The following is a 17,605-nucleotide window of genomic DNA, read 5'->3' on the forward strand; positions in this document are numbered from 1 at the left end:
AGTTAATGTAAAATCCATTTATTTCCTCCTAAATTTTTTATTTTTTCATTAGTGTAGCTTTTCCAGCTATTACCTCTATACCATTTTGGTTAGTACATATAGTTTTTAAAATAACTCTATTTTTTTCTGGAATTAATTCTATTATTTCTACAGTAGCTGTTATTGTATCTTCAGCATATACAGGAGCTAAAAATTTTAACTCCTGACCTAAGTATATACTTCCTTCACCAGGTAATCTTGTTCCTAAAACAGCTGATATTAAACCAGCTCCTAACATACCATGTGCTATACGATGTTTAAACATTGTTGTCTTTGCATATTCTTCATTTATGTGAGCAGGGTTTACATCAGTTGTTATTCCAGCAAATAAAATAATATCTGTTTCTGTTATTGTTTTACTAATACTATCTTTCATACCTATTTTTAACTCTGAAAATTGCATAATTGAACCCCCTTTAATTTAAAATTATAAAAATTAGATTACAAGACCACCGTCTACACCAATAGTTTGACCAGTGATAAATTTAGATAAATCACTTGCTAAGAATAAAACCGCATTTGCTATATCATCAGGTTCTCCCATTTTTCTTAATGGTGTTTTTTCTACCATAGTGTTTATTACTTTTTCTGGAAGATCCTTTGTCATTGGAGTTTTTATAAACCCAGGAGCTATTGCATTTGTTCTTACTTGTTCACCTTTTCTAGCAAACTCTTTTGCCCAAGCTTTAGTTAATCCAATAACTCCAGATTTTGTAGCAACATAGTTTGTTTGCCCAATATTTCCATATACTCCCACTACAGAAGACATATTTATTATACTTCCACTTTTATTTTCAAGCATTAATGGAACAATAGCTTGTGTCATATTGAATACACCTTTTAAGTTAACATCAATTACAGCATCCCATGCTTCTTCAGTCATCTTTTGGATTAAAGAATCTTTTGTTATTCCAGCATTATTAACTAGAATATCTATTTTTCCATATTGATTTTTTACATCTTCAACAAATTTTGTGATTCCTTCTCTATCTGTTACATTTAAATTTACCATTTTGATATTTGGATTTGTGAATTCACCAGCTCCTAAATCACAAGAATAAACTATAGCTCCTTTTTCTGCTAATTTTTCACAAATTACAGCACCTATTCCTCTTGCGCCACCCGTTACTACTGCTATTTTTCCATCTAATCTCATATATATTTTCTCCTTTTTATTATATTTTATATTGATTTAATAACTACAGCTGTTCCCATTCCTCCACCTATACAAAGGCTTGCTAAACCATACTGACTTTTTCTTTTTGACATTTCATGTACCAAAGTTGTTATAATTCTATTTCCACTAGCTCCAACTGGGTGTCCTAAGGCAATTGCTCCACCATTTACATTACATCTTTCATCAAAGAATTCATCCGTAACCCCATATTCATTTTTTAATTCAAACATAACTCCCAGTGCTTGAGCCGCAAAAGCTTCATTTAATTCAACTAAATCCATCGATTGTAAATCTAAATTAGCCATTTTTAAAGCTTCTTTTATTGCAGGTACAGGTCCCATTCCCATAATCTTAGGATCTACTCCTCCCTGACCTATTCCCACTATTTCAGCTAATGGTTTTAGATTATATTTCTTTACAGCTTCCTCACTTGCTAAAAGAACAGCACTTGCTCCATCGTTTATTCCAGATGCATTTCCTGCTGTAACAGTTCCATCTTTTTTAAATACTGTTTTTAATGTTCCTAACTTTTCCAAAGATGTTTTTCTATTTGGATATTCATCAGTATCAAAAATTATAGTCTGCTTTTTTTCAACAATTTCAACTGGAACAATTTCTTTTTCAAACTTTTTTTCATCAATAGCCTTTATAGCTTTTTCTTGTGATTTGATTGCAAACCTATCCTGTTCTTCTCTAGTTATAGAATATTTCTCAGCTATATTCTCTGCAGTTACTCCCATATGTATTTTATCAAAAGCATCAGTTAAGGCATCAATTAACATACTATCTTGGAATTTAAGCTCTCCCATTCTAAATCCCTCTCTTACATCTCTTGGACTTACAAAGGGAGCCTGAGACATAACTTCTACTCCACCACAAATTACTAAATTTGATAATCCGCTCTTTATGTTTGAATAACCTGTCATAACAGATTTCATTCCACTTCCACATAAAATATTCAAAGAGTATGCTGGAACTTCAAATGGAATATTAGCTTTTATAGCTACTTGTCTTCCAACTCCTTGTCCTTGCCCTGCTGATAATATATTTCCCATAATTACTTCATCAAGTTCATGACCTTGTAAATTATTATTTTTTAATAGATCTTTAACTACAGTTGCACCTAAATCACTAGGAGATACTTTTCTTAAACTCCCTAAAAATGAACCAATTGCTGTTCTTTTTGCGTCGACAATATATATTTTACTCATGTTTCCTCCCAATAAAATTTAAAAAACTTTTTATTTCGAACCAATTCTCAATATATTAATACTACTTTTTAATTTTAAAGTCAATATAATTTTACAAAAAAATAAAAAAAGCTTGAATTTAATCAAGCTTTTTTATACCGTTTTTAAACAATAAACTCATATTTTTCAATAGTTTATCTATATCATTAATTTCTTTTGTAAAAAATATTTCGATTCCCATATAATGCTGAACACCTAAAAGAATATTAGAAATGATTCTATTCTCACTTATTGATAAACCATTTTTTTCTAAAGTATCTATATACAACCTCTCAATTTTATTTAAATAATCTATATATACATCAAAGTTAATAAATTCAACATCTCTTAGCAATTTATATTTATAACTCTCACTTTTATAATATTCGGAAAATATATATAAATACATTGTGTGTAATTTGTTTATATCTAATTCGTTATCATAATTGTCTTTTATTAAAAATAGAATTTCTTTTTTCAATTTCTCCACTATCTCAATTAAAAAATCCTCTTTACTTTGAAAAAAACTATAAAATGTACCAATAGAATAATCTAATTTCTTAGTAATATCTTTTATTTTTACATCATGATACTCTTCTAATCCAAAGAGCTTTTCACCTTTTTCTAAAAATTTATGTTTTAAATTTTCGGTATTTAAAATAACTCTCTTGTATAAATTTCTATTATAGATTTCATCTAAGTTTTCAACAAAAGAGTTCGTAAAACCATTAAATAAAATTTTTACTAAAAAATCTACATCGTATCTTATATCTCTAGAATGATAACTTATATTTATAAATCTTATAGATCCTAAAATATACATAACTTCAAACTCATTTAATCTTCTTTCGAATATTTCTTCTAATTTTTTTAAATATGCTTTTTTTATATGCTTTTCGTAATCTACAAATTTATATTGTCCCTCTCTAAAAATTTTTATAAGTTTTTTTTCTTCTTGGGTTATTTCAATATTCAGATAAATATAACTTTTTAACTTTTCTTCAATAGTTTCACCTGAAATATTTTCTAATTTCTGTTTAATTCTTTCAGATATCATCTCTAATAAATATTTAAATAATTCCTCTTTATTTTTAAAATACTTGTATATAATTCCATTTGAAACACTAGCATTTTTACTTATTTGAAGTAAAGAAACTTCCCCATAAGGAATCTCATAAAATAAATCAATAGCTGCTTCAATAATTTTTTCTTTTGTACTCAATAATCTTCCTCCAAAATACTCTTTAATTTATCTTTATATTCTACTTCATTCAGAGAAACAATTCAAATAAAAAAAGGGAATTTCTTCCCTAATTCTATAGATCTAATTTAAAATTATCTTGAAATATTTTTTTATCCATGACTTTAAGATTTTCTGATATAATTGGTCTAAATTCCATATTATTAATTATATCTTTTTCTAAATCAATTCCAGGAGCAATCTCAATTAATTCTAATCCATCCTTACTCAATTTAAATACTGCTCTTTCTGTTACATAAAATACAGGTTGATTATTTAAATTAGCTGTTTTAGAACTAAAAGTTATTTGTTCTACAGCTTCTATAAACTTTTTACTTTTTCCTTCATTCAATATATTTATTCCATTTTCTGTAACTTGAACTTTTAGTCCTCCAGCAGTAAATGTTCCACAGAAAATAACTTTTTTTGCATTTTGAGATATATTTATAAATCCTCCACAACCAGCAATCTTTGGTCCAAACTTAGACACATTTATATCACCTGTAGAGTCGCATTGAGCTAATCCTAAAAATGCTATATCTAATCCTCCACCATCATAAAAATCAAATTGATATGGTTGATCTATTATAGCTTGCGGTGAAACACTAGCACCAAAACTTAATCCCCCAGCTGGAGTTCCTCCTATAGCTCCTGGCTCAACTGTTGGAGTAAATAAATGCTCTTGATTTCCATCTCTTAAAACTTCTGCAATTCCTTCAGGCATTCCTATTCCATAATTTAAAACTTTATCCTCTTTTGATAAAAACATAGCACATCTTCTAGCTATTATTTTTCTTTCATCTAGTAAAGATTTTTCTTTTACATCATTTACCAGAATACTACTGTTTACAAAAGTTTCATCATATTGTGTTCCAAAAGTTTGATGATGGTATTTTTCATCTGAACATAAAACTACGTAATCTACAAATATACTAGGTATTCCAACCAATTTAGGGTTTATACTACCATTTTTCACTTTCTTTTCAACCTGTACAACTACTTTTCCACCACTATTTTTTGTAGCCATAGCCAATGCTAAACTTTCCAATGTTAAGGCTTCTTTTTCCAAAGAAATATTCCCATCTTCATCAGCCAAAGTTCCTCTTAAAATAGCAAAATCTATCTTTGAAGGAGCTTTAAAATAAAGGTGTCTTTCATTTTCTATAAAAATTTCTTTAACAATATCTTCAGATGTTATTTCATTAACTTTTCCACCTTGAAGCTGTGGATCAACAAATGTTCCAATTCCTATTTTTGATATTGTACCTTTTTTACCTGAAGCTAAATCTCTAAACATATGCGAGATTACTCCTTGTGGTAAGTTGTATCCTTGAATTTTATTTTCTAAAGCTAAATTGCCTAATTTAGGTGCTAACCCCCAGTGACCTCCAATTACTTTATTTACCATACCTTCATGCGCTAAATGATTTAGACCTTTTCCTTTTCCATCTCCTTGGCCTGCTGCGTATATTAACGTTAAATTTGTTGGTTTTTTATTTTCTAAATAATGATTTTCCATTTCTGTTAAAACTTCTTCTGCAACACCTATTCCTACAAATCCTCCTGTAGCTACAATTGACTCATTCTCTATTTTTTTAGCAACTTCTTTTGCACTAATGAACTTCATAAAAACACCCCTTTTTTCATTTTTTTGAATCGGTTCTCACTTTTATATAAACCATATCATTATCAAAATGTCAATATTTTTTTATGTTTTGTGTTTTTTTCAAAAAAAACGTTGACTTTTATAACAATAAAATATGTTATCAATATATAAAAAAATTTATATAGAACCATTTCTCAATAATAATAATTTTAAGAGGTGATTTAATTGTTAGGTGTATTATCATTAATTTTTTCTATTATTATTTTAATTTTTTTCTCATTTAAAGGTATCTCTATTTTAATTTTAGCTCCACTTTTATCCATGGGATTAGCTTATGTTACTGGAGATTTGCCTGCTTTATATGCTTTAACTGGTCCTTTTATGAAAGTAACCTCATCATATATTGGTAGCTACTTTCCTATATTTTTAGGAGGAGCTATTTTTGGTAAAATCATGGGGGATAGTGGCGCAGCTAAATCTATTTCACACTTTATTTCTGAAAAGTTAGGAAAAGAAAGAGCTATTTTGGCTGTTGTATTGGCAACTTCTCTTCTTACTTATGGTGGCGTTTCTCTTTTTGTAGTTGTTTTTGCTGTATACCCTTTAGGAGTAGCTTTATTCCAAGAAGCTGACATACCAAAAAGATTTATGCCGGCAGCAATCGCATTAGGAGCCTTTACTTTTACTATGACTGCCTTACCTGGATCACCACAATATTTAAATTCAATGCCAACAAATTATTTACATACTAATATCTATGCAGCACCTATTTTAGGAACTATCTCAGGACTTATAATTTTAGTATGCGGAGTTCTTTGGTTAGAAATCGGTTCTAAAAAAGCAAAAGCAAAGGGTGAAGGATATGGAAATTATAACGATGCTGTTCAAAATTTCGATTATGATTTAATGCCTAATCCTTTTATTTCAATTTTACCAATAGTTGTTATCTTTATAATTAACTGGATTGTCATAAATATTTTCTTTAAAAACGAAAGTTTTATAGCAAAATTCCAACAATACGGTGGCCTTGATGGAAACTGGCCTGTTACAATAGCATTAATGTTTGCTATCGTTCTATCTTTAGTACTATTTAAAAAACAGATAAAATCACCTCTTTCTCTTTTAGAAAAAGGTGCTGAAAGTTCTTTAAGTCCAATTTTTAATACTGCTGTTATAGTTGGATTTGGAGGAGTTGTTAAAGCAACTTTAGCCTTTGAACTTATAAAAGAAAGAGTACTAGCTCTTAATATTCCAGGGCTATATAAAGTTGCAATATCAACAAGTTTAATGGCAGGAGTTACAGGTTCATCATCTGGAGGAACAGGTATAGCATTAGAAGCTTTAGCTAAACCATTTTTAGATATGGGTTTAAATCCAGAAGTTATTCATAGAGCTATGTTAATTGCTGCTGGAGGATTAGATTCTCTTCCACATTGCGGTGCTGTAATAACTTTATTAGCAGTATGTGGAATAACACACAAAGAAGGATATAAAGATATCGGAGTATTGACAGTTCTTATTCCTATAGTTTCACTTTTATTTATTATTATTTTACACAACATAACTGGGGTAGTTTAATTAATTTTTATATATTAAGGGGGATTTTTAGTGAACAAATCAAAAAAATATTTAATTGAATTCGTTTTATTTTTTACCTATGCGTTATTTGCAATGAGTTGGAAAGCTGGTGATATGCTTATTGCAAAAATGGGGTTTACAGCTTCACAAATGGCTATTATGACAAATGCCATTAACGTTGCTAAAATTATAGGAAGTCTTTCTGCAGCTGGAATTATTGCAAGATTAGGAAATAGAAAAGTTTTTTCTTATTCTACTCTATTGATATTTTTAGGAATTTTATTACCTTTTGTAAATGGATTTCCTTTAATTTTTTTAGTAAGATTTACTTTAGGACTGGGGGGAGCATTGGTTTTAGTTACTATTAATCCAATAGTTGCTAAAATATTTTCAAAGGAAGAGTTAACTATTGTAAATGGACTTAATGCTGTTGCTTTCAATGTTGGATTAGCTATTACACTTACTTTAGCTAGTAGTATTTCTAGCAATCCATCTCTTTCGATAAAAGTAATTTCATTTACTTTACTTATCTTAACTTTTTTATGGAATTATATAAGCTCTTCTATTGATGAAGGAACTTTTTCACAAAATAGTTCTACACATAGTTTTACTTTAGTAGATGGTTTAAAAGATAGCTTTAACTGGATTTTTTCTCTTTCATATTGTGGATTATTAGGATTTTATTTAGTTTCATTTACCTTTATGAAACCTGAAAATGTTAAATATGTTATATATTTTGGGGTTATTGGAGCTATAGTTGGAACTATTCAAGCCAAAAAAATTGAGAATAAACTTAATTTTGTAAGAGTTTCAGCTTTTTTACAACTATTAAGTGCTATAGGATTTATGGTGTTATACAATTCTTCAGTTGTTAAGTTTATAGGTATGAGCTTAGGATTCTTTATATTTTTACCTATGGCAGCATTTGTTACTTTAGCTTTTAATAGGCCAAATATAACACCAAGAGAGATTTCTGTTACATTTTCTATTTTCTGGGCTTTAAGCTACTTTATGTCGATAATAATAATTCAAGCTTTTGCATTTTTCAAAGATAACCTTGGTGATAGTTCAGCTTTTATATTCATAGTTTTAGTAGAAGCAACTTTCTTCTTAGGTACAACTTTCTTTATGAAAAATCCTAAAAAAATACCGGAGGTTAAAACATGTTAAAAAAAGAGTTAGTAAATTGGTTAGATACTTTTAATAATACTACTGTTCCAAACCTTATAGCTAAAGGGTTTAAACCAACTCCTATTAATGCTAGAGAGGGATTAGCTAATCTAACTAAAGGATTTATTAGCAATATTCCAGAAGTTTCTATTATTTTCGATGATTATATTTATAATGATGACTATAATGTTCCTGTTAGAATATACAATCCAAACCCTAATGAAAAGTTACCTGTTCTTATATATTTTCATGGTGGCGGACATATGGCTGGTAGTGTTACTGTATATGATCCTATTTGTAGAAAATTAGCTCTTAAAACAAATCATATTATAGTTGCTGTTGAATATAGACTTTCACCGGAAAATCCATATCCATGTGGTTTAATAGATTCATATAACTCACTTAAATATATTTGGAACACATTGGATTCTAGAAATATAAACTATATTAAAAGTTTAAGAATTGGTGGAGATAGTGGCGGAGGAGCCATTGTGGGATCTATTGTTATGAAAGCTCAATTTGATAACAATATTACAATTGATAAAATGTTTATGATTTATCCTAGTCTTGATTATACTATGTCATTTCCATCTATTACTTCAAATGGAAAAGGGTATCTTTTAGAATCAGGTAAAATACAATGGTATTTTAATAACTATTTTAAAAGTGACGAAGATCGAAAATTAGCTTCACCTATTTTTAATGAAGTAAGTGAAAATATCCCGAACTCTCTTATTTTTACGGCTGAATATTGTCCTTTAAGAGATGAAGGAGTTGAATATGTAAATAAATTAAAAAATGCAAAAGTTAATGTTTTACATTATAATCTGGATAATATGATTCATACATTTATGAATATGGAAGATCTTTGCCCTGAAGAGTGTAATTTTGTATATGATAAAATTAACCACTTTTTGAATTCTAATATTTAACGCTTATTTATAATCAGTAAAAACTAAAAGAAGACTAACTTCCTAACTGGAAACATTAGTCTTCTTTTTTTATTTTAAATTTTAAATAAAATTAATTAAAATAGGTATTAGAAACACTGTTATGATCCCTGCAATTCCAATAGCTAGTCCTGACATAGCCCCTTCTACCTCTCCTATTTCAATAGCTTTTGATGTTCCAACAGCATGACTTGCAGTTCCTATTGCAACTCCTTTCGCTATACTATTGTCAATTTTACTCCACTTACATATAGTTGGACCTATAGCGGCTCCAACTATTCCTGTTGAAACGATTGCAACTATAGTCAAAGCTGTATCAGCATTTAAAGCTTTAGTAATCTCTATCCCAATAGCTGTTGTTATAGATTTAGGAAGTATTGATATTAATACATCTTTTTCTAAATTTACAAGCTTAGATAAGAAAATTACTGATAATATTGCTGAAGTTGATCCAACTGTTATTCCAAAGAGAATTGGTACAATATTTTTTTTCAAAGTTTCAATTTGATTATACAATGGAACTGCTAAAACTACTGTAGCTGGAGCTAGAAAAAATGTAATAATCTCAGTTCCTTTATTGTATTCATTCAATGGAATATCAAACGTAACTAATATAGATATAACAAAAATAATGCCTAATAATAGAGGATTTAAAAGAGTTATTTTAGTTTTTCTATATATAAAAACTCCTATTTGGTAAGCAACTAATGATATAAGGATACTAACAAGTGGACTCATCTTTTTTAGCCTCCTCTTTTCTTTTTATAATAAATTGGACACTCCAACCAGTAACTACTAAAGTTATTATCGTAGTTACGACAACTACAAAGAATAGTTTATGCCAATTATTTGCTAAAATATTAATTGATTTAAGTAATCCTACTCCTGGTGGCAAAAATAAAAAAGCTAAATTTGTTAGCATTAAATTCGTTGCATTCTTTATATTTTCAACTTTTAAAATTTTAAAGTTAAGCAAAATAAATAGCAAAAGTATTCCTATTACAGGGCCTGGAATGGGAATAGGTGTATACCTACTTATTATAGAACTTATATACGTTATCGCTAAAATAATAGCAAACTCTCCTATCATAAATCCTCCTGTTAAAAAATTATTTTACAACTTTTCCTGGATTTAAAATAAACTTAGGATCAAAAACACTCTTTATTCCTTGCATGATACCTATTTGCACATCTCCTATTTGCTCAAATAGATATTTTTTCTTAGCAAAGCCTATTCCATGCTCTCCAGAAACTAAGCCTTTGTACTCTCTTGCTCGTGAGTACATCTCTTCAAAAACATCTTCTAAAACCTTTTCCCATTTACTCTCTTCCATGCCATCTTTACACACATAAATATGTAAATTTCCATCTCCAGCATGACCAAAACTTGGAATTCTAACCTTATACTTTTCTTCTAGCTCTTTCGTGAATTTTATAAAATCAGCTACTTTATCTCTAGGAACAACAACATCACATTCATCCATTAAATCTGTACTCGCTTTTATCGCTTCTAAAAATGCTCCTCTAGCTGACCAAACATCTTTTTTTCTTTCTTCAGTATCAACAATATATGCATCTAAAGCTCCCTCTTTTATACATAAATTAGCTACTTTAGAATAATCAGCTTCCACTGATTCCAAAGTATTTCCATCAAATGATAGTAAAATATAGGCTTCTGCTGATTTATCTGGAAATTTTTTCCCTAGAAAGTCCTCAGCATAAAGTAAAACTTCTTTTTGAATAAATTCTATAGCTGTTGGAATAGCTTTAGATTTTATGATTTTAGGAACACACTCTATAGCTAACTCTATACTTGGAAAAGGTAATAATAAACTTATAGAATATTTTGGTAGAGGTAAAAGTTTTAAAGTTGCTTTAGTTATTATCCCTAGGGTTCCTTCTGCTCCAATCATAAGATCTTTTAAAGCATAACCTGAGGAATTTTTTACAACTTTTCCACCTGTTGTAAAAAGTTCTCCATTTGGTAGAACTATTTCTAATTCTCTGACATAATCTCTAGTTACTCCATACTTAACTGCTCTCATCCCACCTGCATTAGTTGAGATATTTCCCCCTATTGTTGCAGATTTTTCTCCTGGATCTGGAGGATAAAATAGATCTTGTTCCTCTACATGTTTATATATATCCATTAAAAGAACTCCAGGTTCTAAAGTTAAAGTTAGATTATTTAAATCTAAATCTAAGAATCTATTCATTTTTGTCATATCTATCATTATTCCACCATGCATAGCAACAGATGCTCCAACTAATCCAGTTCCAGAACCTCTTACAACAACGGGAATAGTATTTTCATAGGCATATTTCATAATTTGAGATATTTGAAAAGCATTATCAACTTTTAAGACAAGATCAGGTGGATTTGATATCCCTCCTAGTTCATCTTTATGATAATCATGCCCTACTTCATTTTCAAACAATGTATTTTCAATTCCAACTATATTTTTTAAATACTCATAATCTTTAATATCTACCTTTTTATACATAGCTCCTCCCCTAGTAAATTGATTTTCCACTTTTTATATTTTCTATTAATTTAGGAACAATCTCATACATATCTCCAACAATTCCATAATGAGCTATATTAAAAATAGCTGCACTCTCATCACTATTTATAGCAATTATTGTATCTGAACTATTCATACCTGCTGTAAATTGTACTGCACCTTGAATTCCACAAGCTATTATAAGCTTTGGTTTTACCGTTCTACCACTCAATCCAATCTGTTTTTTAGCTCCTAAAGTTCCATTTTCAATAATAGGTCTAGTACACGCTAGTTTCCCATTTAATAAATCAGCTAACTCTTGGAAAATTTCAATATCCTTGGCATTTTTTAGAGCTCTACCTACAGCAACAATAACTTCTGCTTCTGAAATGTCCTCTTCAACCTCTTTTTTTGTAACCTCTACAATTTTTATCTTTGTATCTAAATGTTCCTCTTTTACTAAGAATTTGTGTATTTCTCCAGAGGGAATCTCTTGTCTTTCGGGAGCTGAAAATATTTTATATCTAACTGTACATAGTTGTGGTCTATGATTTTGAGTTATAATTTGAGCCATAATATTTCCACCAAAAGCTGGTCTTATTTGAATTAAATCTGTGTTTTCTTTCATATCTAATATTGTACAGTCTGCAGTTAACCCTGTTCTAAATCTTGCTGCAATTCTTGGAGCCAAAGATCTTCCAATATTAGTAGCTCCTACTAATATAGAAGATGGCTTTACTCTTTCAATTAAATCTTCAAAAACAGCTGCATAAGGTTCTATAATAAAATGTTTTAAGTCTTTTGATTCATAGATAAAAATATCATCAACTCCATAATATCTCAACTCTTGAGCACTCGTTTCAATATTGTCTCCAATCATAAGAGCATAAACTGGATGATTAATCTTAGATGCTAACTCTTTAGCTTTTCCAATAAGTTCTAAACTTACTGGGTGTATCTTTCCATCTAAATGATCAATATAAACCAGAATTCCTCTCCATTTTGATTTATCTATCTCAATAATTTCATCCTCTTCATAACTTATTGCTCCTGCAGAGTTTTTAACACATATTTTACACATTTTACACGCTGATGTAATGTCGATACTATCTCCTAATTTTTCAATAGCTTTAAATGGACATATATTTATTAAACTTTCAATAATATTCTCTTGAAGCATAGATTGATTAACTATTAGTCTTCCCATTTAATTCCCTCCTAAACAAATTTTAGTTCTCTTAATTTATCTGAAAGCTTTTCAACTAACTCTTCACTACTACCGTTCCAAATAACTTTAGAACTATTTTTTTCAGGTGGAAATATTCTTTCAACTTGAGTTGGAGATCCTTTTAACCCATAATATTCCTCTCTTTTATCTTCCATATGACTTAAATTAAAAATAGGAATATCCTTATTTAAAGTTTCTAGTTTTTTCTTATAAGAAGGTAGTCTTGGAGTATAAATTCCTTTTTCAACTGTAATTAAACATGGAAATTTAACTTCTTGAATCTCGATAGTATGATCCATATCCATTTCAACTAATATTGAGTCATCTTTAATCTCTATAATTTTTCTAACATTTGCAACATGGGGTATATTTAAAAATTCAGCTAATTCTGGTCCTACTTGAGCTGTATCTCCATCTGTTGTTTGCTTTCCACAAATGATTAAATCATAATCTTTTACAGTTCTAACACCTTGAGAAATAGCATAAGAGGTAGCTAATACATCTGCTCCTGCAAATTTTCTATCTGATAAAATAAATCCCTCATCAATTCCCATCATATAGGCTTCTTTTATAATATCTCTTGCCATAGGTGGTCCCATAGTTAAAGCTGTTATTTTTCCTTGTGTGTCCTCTTTTAACTTTAAAGCTGTTTCTAAAGCATAAAGATCATAAGGATTTATCTTTGAATCCACCCCGTCTCTAATCAAAACTCCTGTAATTGGGTCAACATTAACATTGGTACTTCCTGGAACTTGTTTAATACAAACAATAATATTCATACAGCCTCCTTTTTAATATTGGTCTAACCAATTTATTAGTGATAGGAGTATACTTCATAGAAAAACCATTGTCAAATTTATTTTGAATATAAATTCAAAATAAAAAGCACATATCTTTTCAATATGTGCTTTTTAAGAGATATTTTAAATATTAAAAAATATTTTTTTTCATTAATAAAAAATGCTCTTTTATAACTTCTCTTCCTAAATCAAGATTTTTTTCAATTAAAGCTTGATAAATTATTTTGTGATGCTTTAAAAGTATATCTTTATTTTTTGAATTTTTTAAAATACTTATTCTTATATTCTTAATAAATTTTTCTAAAGTTAATCTAGAAGAGTTATATAAGCTTATAAAAAAAATATTATGACTGGCTTCTACAATAGCTCTATGGAATTCTGCATCTAAAAGAGAGCTTTCATCCTCTGAAGCTGCATTTTTTAAATCTTTAAATATTGTATCTATTTTTATTAAATCTTCATCTTTTATGTTCATTAAGGCTAATTCAAAAGCTTTAATTTCTATTCCTTCTCTAAAGTCTATTAAGTCAGAAACATTTTGCCCTGTTAAAAGAAAAAAAAGATTAAAATTTTCAAAAAGAGAATCTTTAAAATCATCTTTCAAGTAATATCCACTTCCTTGAATACAATTTGTTATTCCCATTGCAGTTAAAACTTTTAAAGCTTCTCTAACTGTAGTTCTGCTAAGATTTAGTTTTTCTGCTAAATCTCTTTCTGTTTCTATTTTCTCTCCTGGTTTTAAAGTATTATTTTCAATTTTTTCTTTTATATATTCCAAAATTATATTATAATTTTTATCTTTCATTTTTCTCCTTTAATATTCAATATATCTAGGGATTGTACCAAATTGTGCCCAATTTTTCAAGTATTTATAATTTTGATAATTAAACTTAGTCGCTTTTTAAATTCTAATATTTAGTAATTGATTATGATTAACATTATAAACTAGGCTTTATTAAATAGAAAATTTTATTTTGAAATTAAAAAATTTATCTAGAGTTTTAGAAGATTCTGGAACTTTAACATCGTCTTTAGTTCCTTGGAGTACATGTGGAGCATTTATGTTAACAACTTTAGGAGTTCACCCCTTTGCTTACCTTCCTTTTGCTTTTTTAAATTTAATCAATCCAATTGTTTCTATAATTTATGGATACACTGGATTTACTATGGAGAAAGATGAGATTTTATCTCCAACTGAAGAAATTGATGATAGTTCAAGTTCTCAAGAATTAATTAACGAAATAGAATAATAAAAGCTTTTAAGATTTTATATAAATAAAAAACACGATTTTTAACTAATCGTGTTTTTTGTATTTTTATCTTTAATTTTTTAAAAGATTTTTTATATCTCCAGCAATAAATTGAGCTTTTGCTCCAAATATAACTTGAACTCCATATTTTCCTACTTTTATAGTCCCACTTGAACCTAACTTTTTAAAACCTGCTTCATCTACTAATGAGGTATCTTTTACCTCTACTCTTAATCTTGTTATACAATAATCAATAGAAGTAATATTTTCATTTCCACCTAAATAATTTATGGCCATTGCAGCAATCTCTTTATCTGTAAAATTATCATTTTGGTTTTCTGAGTCGTTTATAACTTCTCTACCTGGTGTTTTTAAGTCAAACTTTCTTATTAAAAATCTAAAACCAAAATAGTAACACATAGCCATAACAGTTCCAAAAACAAGAACCATTATATAATTTGTTTCATACCCAGAAAATGATGGTAATATTCCAAATGATAAGAAATCAATAAATCCTGCAGAAAATGACTTTGCTATATGCACATTCAGTAAATACATCATCATATAAGATATTCCTGCAAAAATAGCATTGAAAAGATAAAGTACTGGTGCTACAAATATAAATGTAAATTCAATTGGCTCTGTTATTCCAGTTAAAAAACAAGTAAATGCTGCTGATAATAATATTCCTGCAACTAATTTTTTATTCTTAGGAAGAGCTTCATGATACATCGCTAAGCCTGCAGCTGGTAAAGCCATTAACATTAATGGATACTCTCCTTGTAAAAATTTTCCTGCATTTTTATAACTTTCTGATGAAAAACTTTTTATTCCTTCCTCAAACATTTTAAACCAAATAGCTTGATCTCCATTAATAATATTTCCAGATTGTGTAGTATATTCTCCAAAGTTAAACCAATAAGGAGAATAAAAAATATGATGTAGCCCAGTAGGAATTAACGCTCTTTCAGTAAATCCAAAGATAAAAGTTGATAATGCTTGATTTTCTCCATTTGCTAATTTAGATAATAAGCCAATCGTATTTTGAATTGGTTCCCAAACAAACGGAAACCCTAAACCTATTAAAAAAGCAAAAAGTGCTGTAATAATTGGAACAAATCTTTTCCCTGAAAAAAATCCTAAAAAATCAGGTAGTTTTATATTGAAAAATTTATTATACATTGTTGCAGCCAATACTCCAGATATAAGTCCACTAAATATACCACTTTGTAAAGTTGGGATACCCATAACACTAGCATAAGCTCCACCTTGAGAAGCCATTTCTGGAGTTACACCTGCAACAATTCCAGCAGTTGAATTTATTATTAATATAGCTACAATTGAAGCTAGTGCCGCTATTCCAGACTCTCCGGCTAATCCTACAGCTGCTCCAACAGCAAATAATAATGGTAGATTATCAAATAATATTCCACCGGCATTAGTCATTAACGGAAGATTTAATCGATCGCCAAAAGCCAGTAGTATTCCAGCAGCTGGTAAAATAGAGATGGGTAGCATCAATGCTTTTCCTATCTTTTGTAAATTAGAAAATATTTTCATTTCATTTTCCTCCCTTTTATTAAACAATAAGTTTTTTTAAAATACATTTTATATTCACAATAGTATATAATTTATATATTTTTGTCAAGTTTTTTCGAAATTAAATGAGCCATATATTGACAATATTTTAAAATAATAGTATTGTAATACTATATAATACAATATTTATTAATCTTTGGAGGTTTATGAAAAGTAATAATAACATCAATAAACTTAAAATTATTAAAATGTTTTTAGAAAATAAAAAAACTTTAAAAGAAATATCATATGAAGAGAATATTCCATATAGTACTTTAAAAAGATGGATAAAAAAATTTAAAGATGATGGAACAGAAGCGCTAAATTTAAAAGAACGAAGTGATAAAAATTCCTTCCGAAAAGTCGATAATACTTTACTTGTAACTATTAGGAATTTTTACTTAGAAAATAAAAATAATTCTTTACAAACAATTTATAATGACCTAAAAAATAATTTTAACTCTAATATAAGCTTTAATACATTTTATAGAATTGTTAGTAATTTAGATGAATATTTAAAAAACAAATCTAGTACTGAAATTAATAAAAATATAAAAAATGGAGATGTGTATATTTTAAAATCCTTTATATCTTATAATTTCATTGAAATTAACAATACACAAAAATTACCTATTATTTTTCTAATTTTCAATGCTTCTGATTTAGATATAATTGATTTTCATATTGAATTTTCACTTACTAATTCCCAAAATATATTAGCTTTTTTAAGAGAAAGTATTATTCTAGGACTTCTTAAATACAACGTAACTTATTTACCAAAAGAAATTTTAAATGACTCTAGTTTTAAACTATCTAATAATATAAAAAAACAAATTAATGATTCTTTATCTTTAAAAATCCATGATTTTACCCATGAAAATAAAGAAATTGAGAGATTTATAAATTTTTTGAATAGCGACATTGAAAAAAATTTAAAGAATAATATTACATATGAAAATCTCTATGATTTTTTGAGTAACTATTTAAAGGTTAATAAAAATTTGCCTACATTTATAGAAACTGAAGATAATAATTTATTAATGCTTCTCTTCAAATTAAATATTTTTCTCCCAAGAATAAAAAGAAAAATACATTCGTATGGTATTCAAATACATAATACTATTTTTAATGATATAATTTATTTAAAAAGATATTTAGGAGAAGTTGCTGAAATTATATATAATCCTTTAAATTTAGATTTTATCTTAGCTTTTAAGAAAAATTATTTAATTGGAAGAGAAGCATTAATAAATTAT

17 protein-coding genes are annotated in these 17,605 nt (G+C 28.1%); 5 read left to right on the forward strand and 12 right to left on the reverse strand.

The features are described from left to right. Positions 1-37 precede the first annotated feature (37 nt). The 5 genes from HMPREF0202_RS12685 to HMPREF0202_RS12705 form a co-directional block, all read right to left on the reverse strand. On the reverse strand, positions 38-442 hold the full coding sequence (locus HMPREF0202_RS12685; protein WP_023051119.1) for a MaoC family dehydratase: 405 nt from the start codon (positions 440-442) through the stop codon (positions 38-40). Between the two features lie 33 nt (positions 443-475). Beyond that, positions 476-1,195 (reverse strand): beta-ketoacyl-ACP reductase, encoded by a 720-nt coding sequence (locus HMPREF0202_RS12690; protein WP_023051120.1) that lies wholly within the window; start codon positions 1,193-1,195, stop codon positions 476-478. A gap of 26 nt (positions 1,196-1,221) precedes the next feature. Further along, a complete protein-coding gene (locus HMPREF0202_RS12695) occupies positions 1,222-2,427 on the reverse strand; it encodes an acetyl-CoA C-acetyltransferase (RefSeq protein ID WP_023051121.1) in 1,206 nt (401 codons plus the stop codon). Between the two features lie 118 nt (positions 2,428-2,545). Next, a complete protein-coding gene (locus HMPREF0202_RS12700; protein ID WP_023051122.1) occupies positions 2,546-3,667 on the reverse strand; it encodes a TetR/AcrR family transcriptional regulator in 1,122 nt (373 codons plus the stop codon). 94 nt (positions 3,668-3,761) lie between these two features. Then, on the reverse strand, positions 3,762-5,312 hold the full coding sequence (locus HMPREF0202_RS12705; RefSeq protein ID WP_023051123.1) for an acyl CoA:acetate/3-ketoacid CoA transferase: 1,551 nt from the start codon (positions 5,310-5,312) through the stop codon (positions 3,762-3,764). A 204-nt stretch (positions 5,313-5,516) separates the two neighbouring features. Here HMPREF0202_RS12705 and HMPREF0202_RS12710 point away from each other — a divergent pair, with 204 nt between their 5' ends. From HMPREF0202_RS12710 to HMPREF0202_RS12720, 3 genes are read left to right on the forward strand one after another with little or no spacing between them, the layout of a single operon-like run. Further along, positions 5,517-6,869 carry a GntP family permease gene (locus tag HMPREF0202_RS12710; RefSeq protein ID WP_040407523.1) on the forward strand — a complete coding sequence of 451 codons (1,353 nt, stop codon included), beginning with the start codon at positions 5,517-5,519 and terminating at the stop codon, positions 6,867-6,869. A 30-nt stretch (positions 6,870-6,899) separates the two neighbouring features. Further along, positions 6,900-8,039: an MFS transporter gene (locus HMPREF0202_RS12715; RefSeq protein ID WP_023051125.1), complete on the forward strand. Its 1,140-nt coding sequence runs from the start codon at positions 6,900-6,902 to the stop codon at positions 8,037-8,039. Then, the gene (locus HMPREF0202_RS12720) at positions 8,033-8,971 is read left to right on the forward strand and encodes an alpha/beta hydrolase (protein WP_023051126.1); all 939 of its coding nucleotides are present in this window, start codon (positions 8,033-8,035) and stop codon (positions 8,969-8,971) included. Before HMPREF0202_RS12715 ends, HMPREF0202_RS12720 begins: the two co-directional genes overlap by 7 nt. Positions 8,972-9,052: 81 nt before the next feature. Here HMPREF0202_RS12720 and HMPREF0202_RS12725 read toward each other — a convergent pair whose 3' ends face one another. The 6 genes from HMPREF0202_RS12725 to HMPREF0202_RS12750 all read right to left on the reverse strand — a co-directional run bounded on the left by HMPREF0202_RS12725 (position 9,053) and on the right by HMPREF0202_RS12750 (position 14,326). After that, a complete protein-coding gene (locus tag HMPREF0202_RS12725; protein ID WP_023051127.1) occupies positions 9,053-9,727 on the reverse strand; it encodes an LrgB family protein in 675 nt (224 codons plus the stop codon). Then, the gene (locus HMPREF0202_RS12730; RefSeq protein ID WP_023051128.1) at positions 9,711-10,079 is read right to left on the reverse strand and encodes a CidA/LrgA family protein; all 369 of its coding nucleotides are present in this window, start codon (positions 10,077-10,079) and stop codon (positions 9,711-9,713) included. The genes HMPREF0202_RS12725 and HMPREF0202_RS12730 overlap by 17 nt, the downstream gene beginning before the upstream one ends. A gap of 19 nt (positions 10,080-10,098) precedes the next feature. Further along, positions 10,099-11,493 (reverse strand): FAD-binding oxidoreductase, encoded by a 1,395-nt coding sequence (locus HMPREF0202_RS12735; protein WP_040407525.1) that lies wholly within the window; start codon positions 11,491-11,493, stop codon positions 10,099-10,101. A 10-nt stretch (positions 11,494-11,503) separates the two neighbouring features. Further along, positions 11,504-12,700 carry an electron transfer flavoprotein subunit alpha gene (locus HMPREF0202_RS12740; protein ID WP_023051130.1) on the reverse strand — a complete coding sequence of 399 codons (1,197 nt, stop codon included), beginning with the start codon at positions 12,698-12,700 and terminating at the stop codon, positions 11,504-11,506. Between the two features lie 11 nt (positions 12,701-12,711). Continuing rightward, entirely contained in the window at positions 12,712-13,500 is a 789-nt protein-coding gene (locus tag HMPREF0202_RS12745) for an electron transfer flavoprotein subunit beta/FixA family protein (RefSeq protein ID WP_023051131.1), read from the reverse strand. A 151-nt stretch (positions 13,501-13,651) separates the two neighbouring features. After that, complete coding sequence (locus HMPREF0202_RS12750; protein ID WP_023051132.1) at positions 13,652-14,326, reverse strand: FadR/GntR family transcriptional regulator; 675 nt, start codon at positions 14,324-14,326, stop codon at positions 13,652-13,654. 169 nt (positions 14,327-14,495) lie between these two features. Here HMPREF0202_RS12750 and HMPREF0202_RS12755 point away from each other — a divergent pair, with 169 nt between their 5' ends. Beyond that, positions 14,496-14,771, forward strand: a complete 276-nt coding sequence (locus tag HMPREF0202_RS12755) for a Na+/H+ antiporter NhaC family protein (protein ID WP_023051133.1) — start codon at positions 14,496-14,498, stop codon at positions 14,769-14,771. Between the two features lie 72 nt (positions 14,772-14,843). On the opposite strand, the gene HMPREF0202_RS12760 is transcribed toward HMPREF0202_RS12755, so the two are convergent. Continuing rightward, entirely contained in the window at positions 14,844-16,331 is a 1,488-nt protein-coding gene (locus HMPREF0202_RS12760; protein WP_040407528.1) for a PTS transporter subunit EIIC, read from the reverse strand. Positions 16,332-16,516: 185 nt separating this feature from the next. Between HMPREF0202_RS12760 and HMPREF0202_RS12765 the strand changes: the two genes are divergently transcribed. After that, positions 16,517-17,605, forward strand: a 1,089-nt coding sequence (locus HMPREF0202_RS12765; protein WP_023051135.1) for a helix-turn-helix domain-containing protein, incomplete at its 3' end; no start/stop codon positions are given.

The organism is Cetobacterium somerae ATCC BAA-474 (genome assembly GCF_000479045.1).
Taxonomy (GTDB): domain Bacteria; phylum Fusobacteriota; class Fusobacteriia; order Fusobacteriales; family Fusobacteriaceae; genus Cetobacterium_A; species Cetobacterium_A somerae.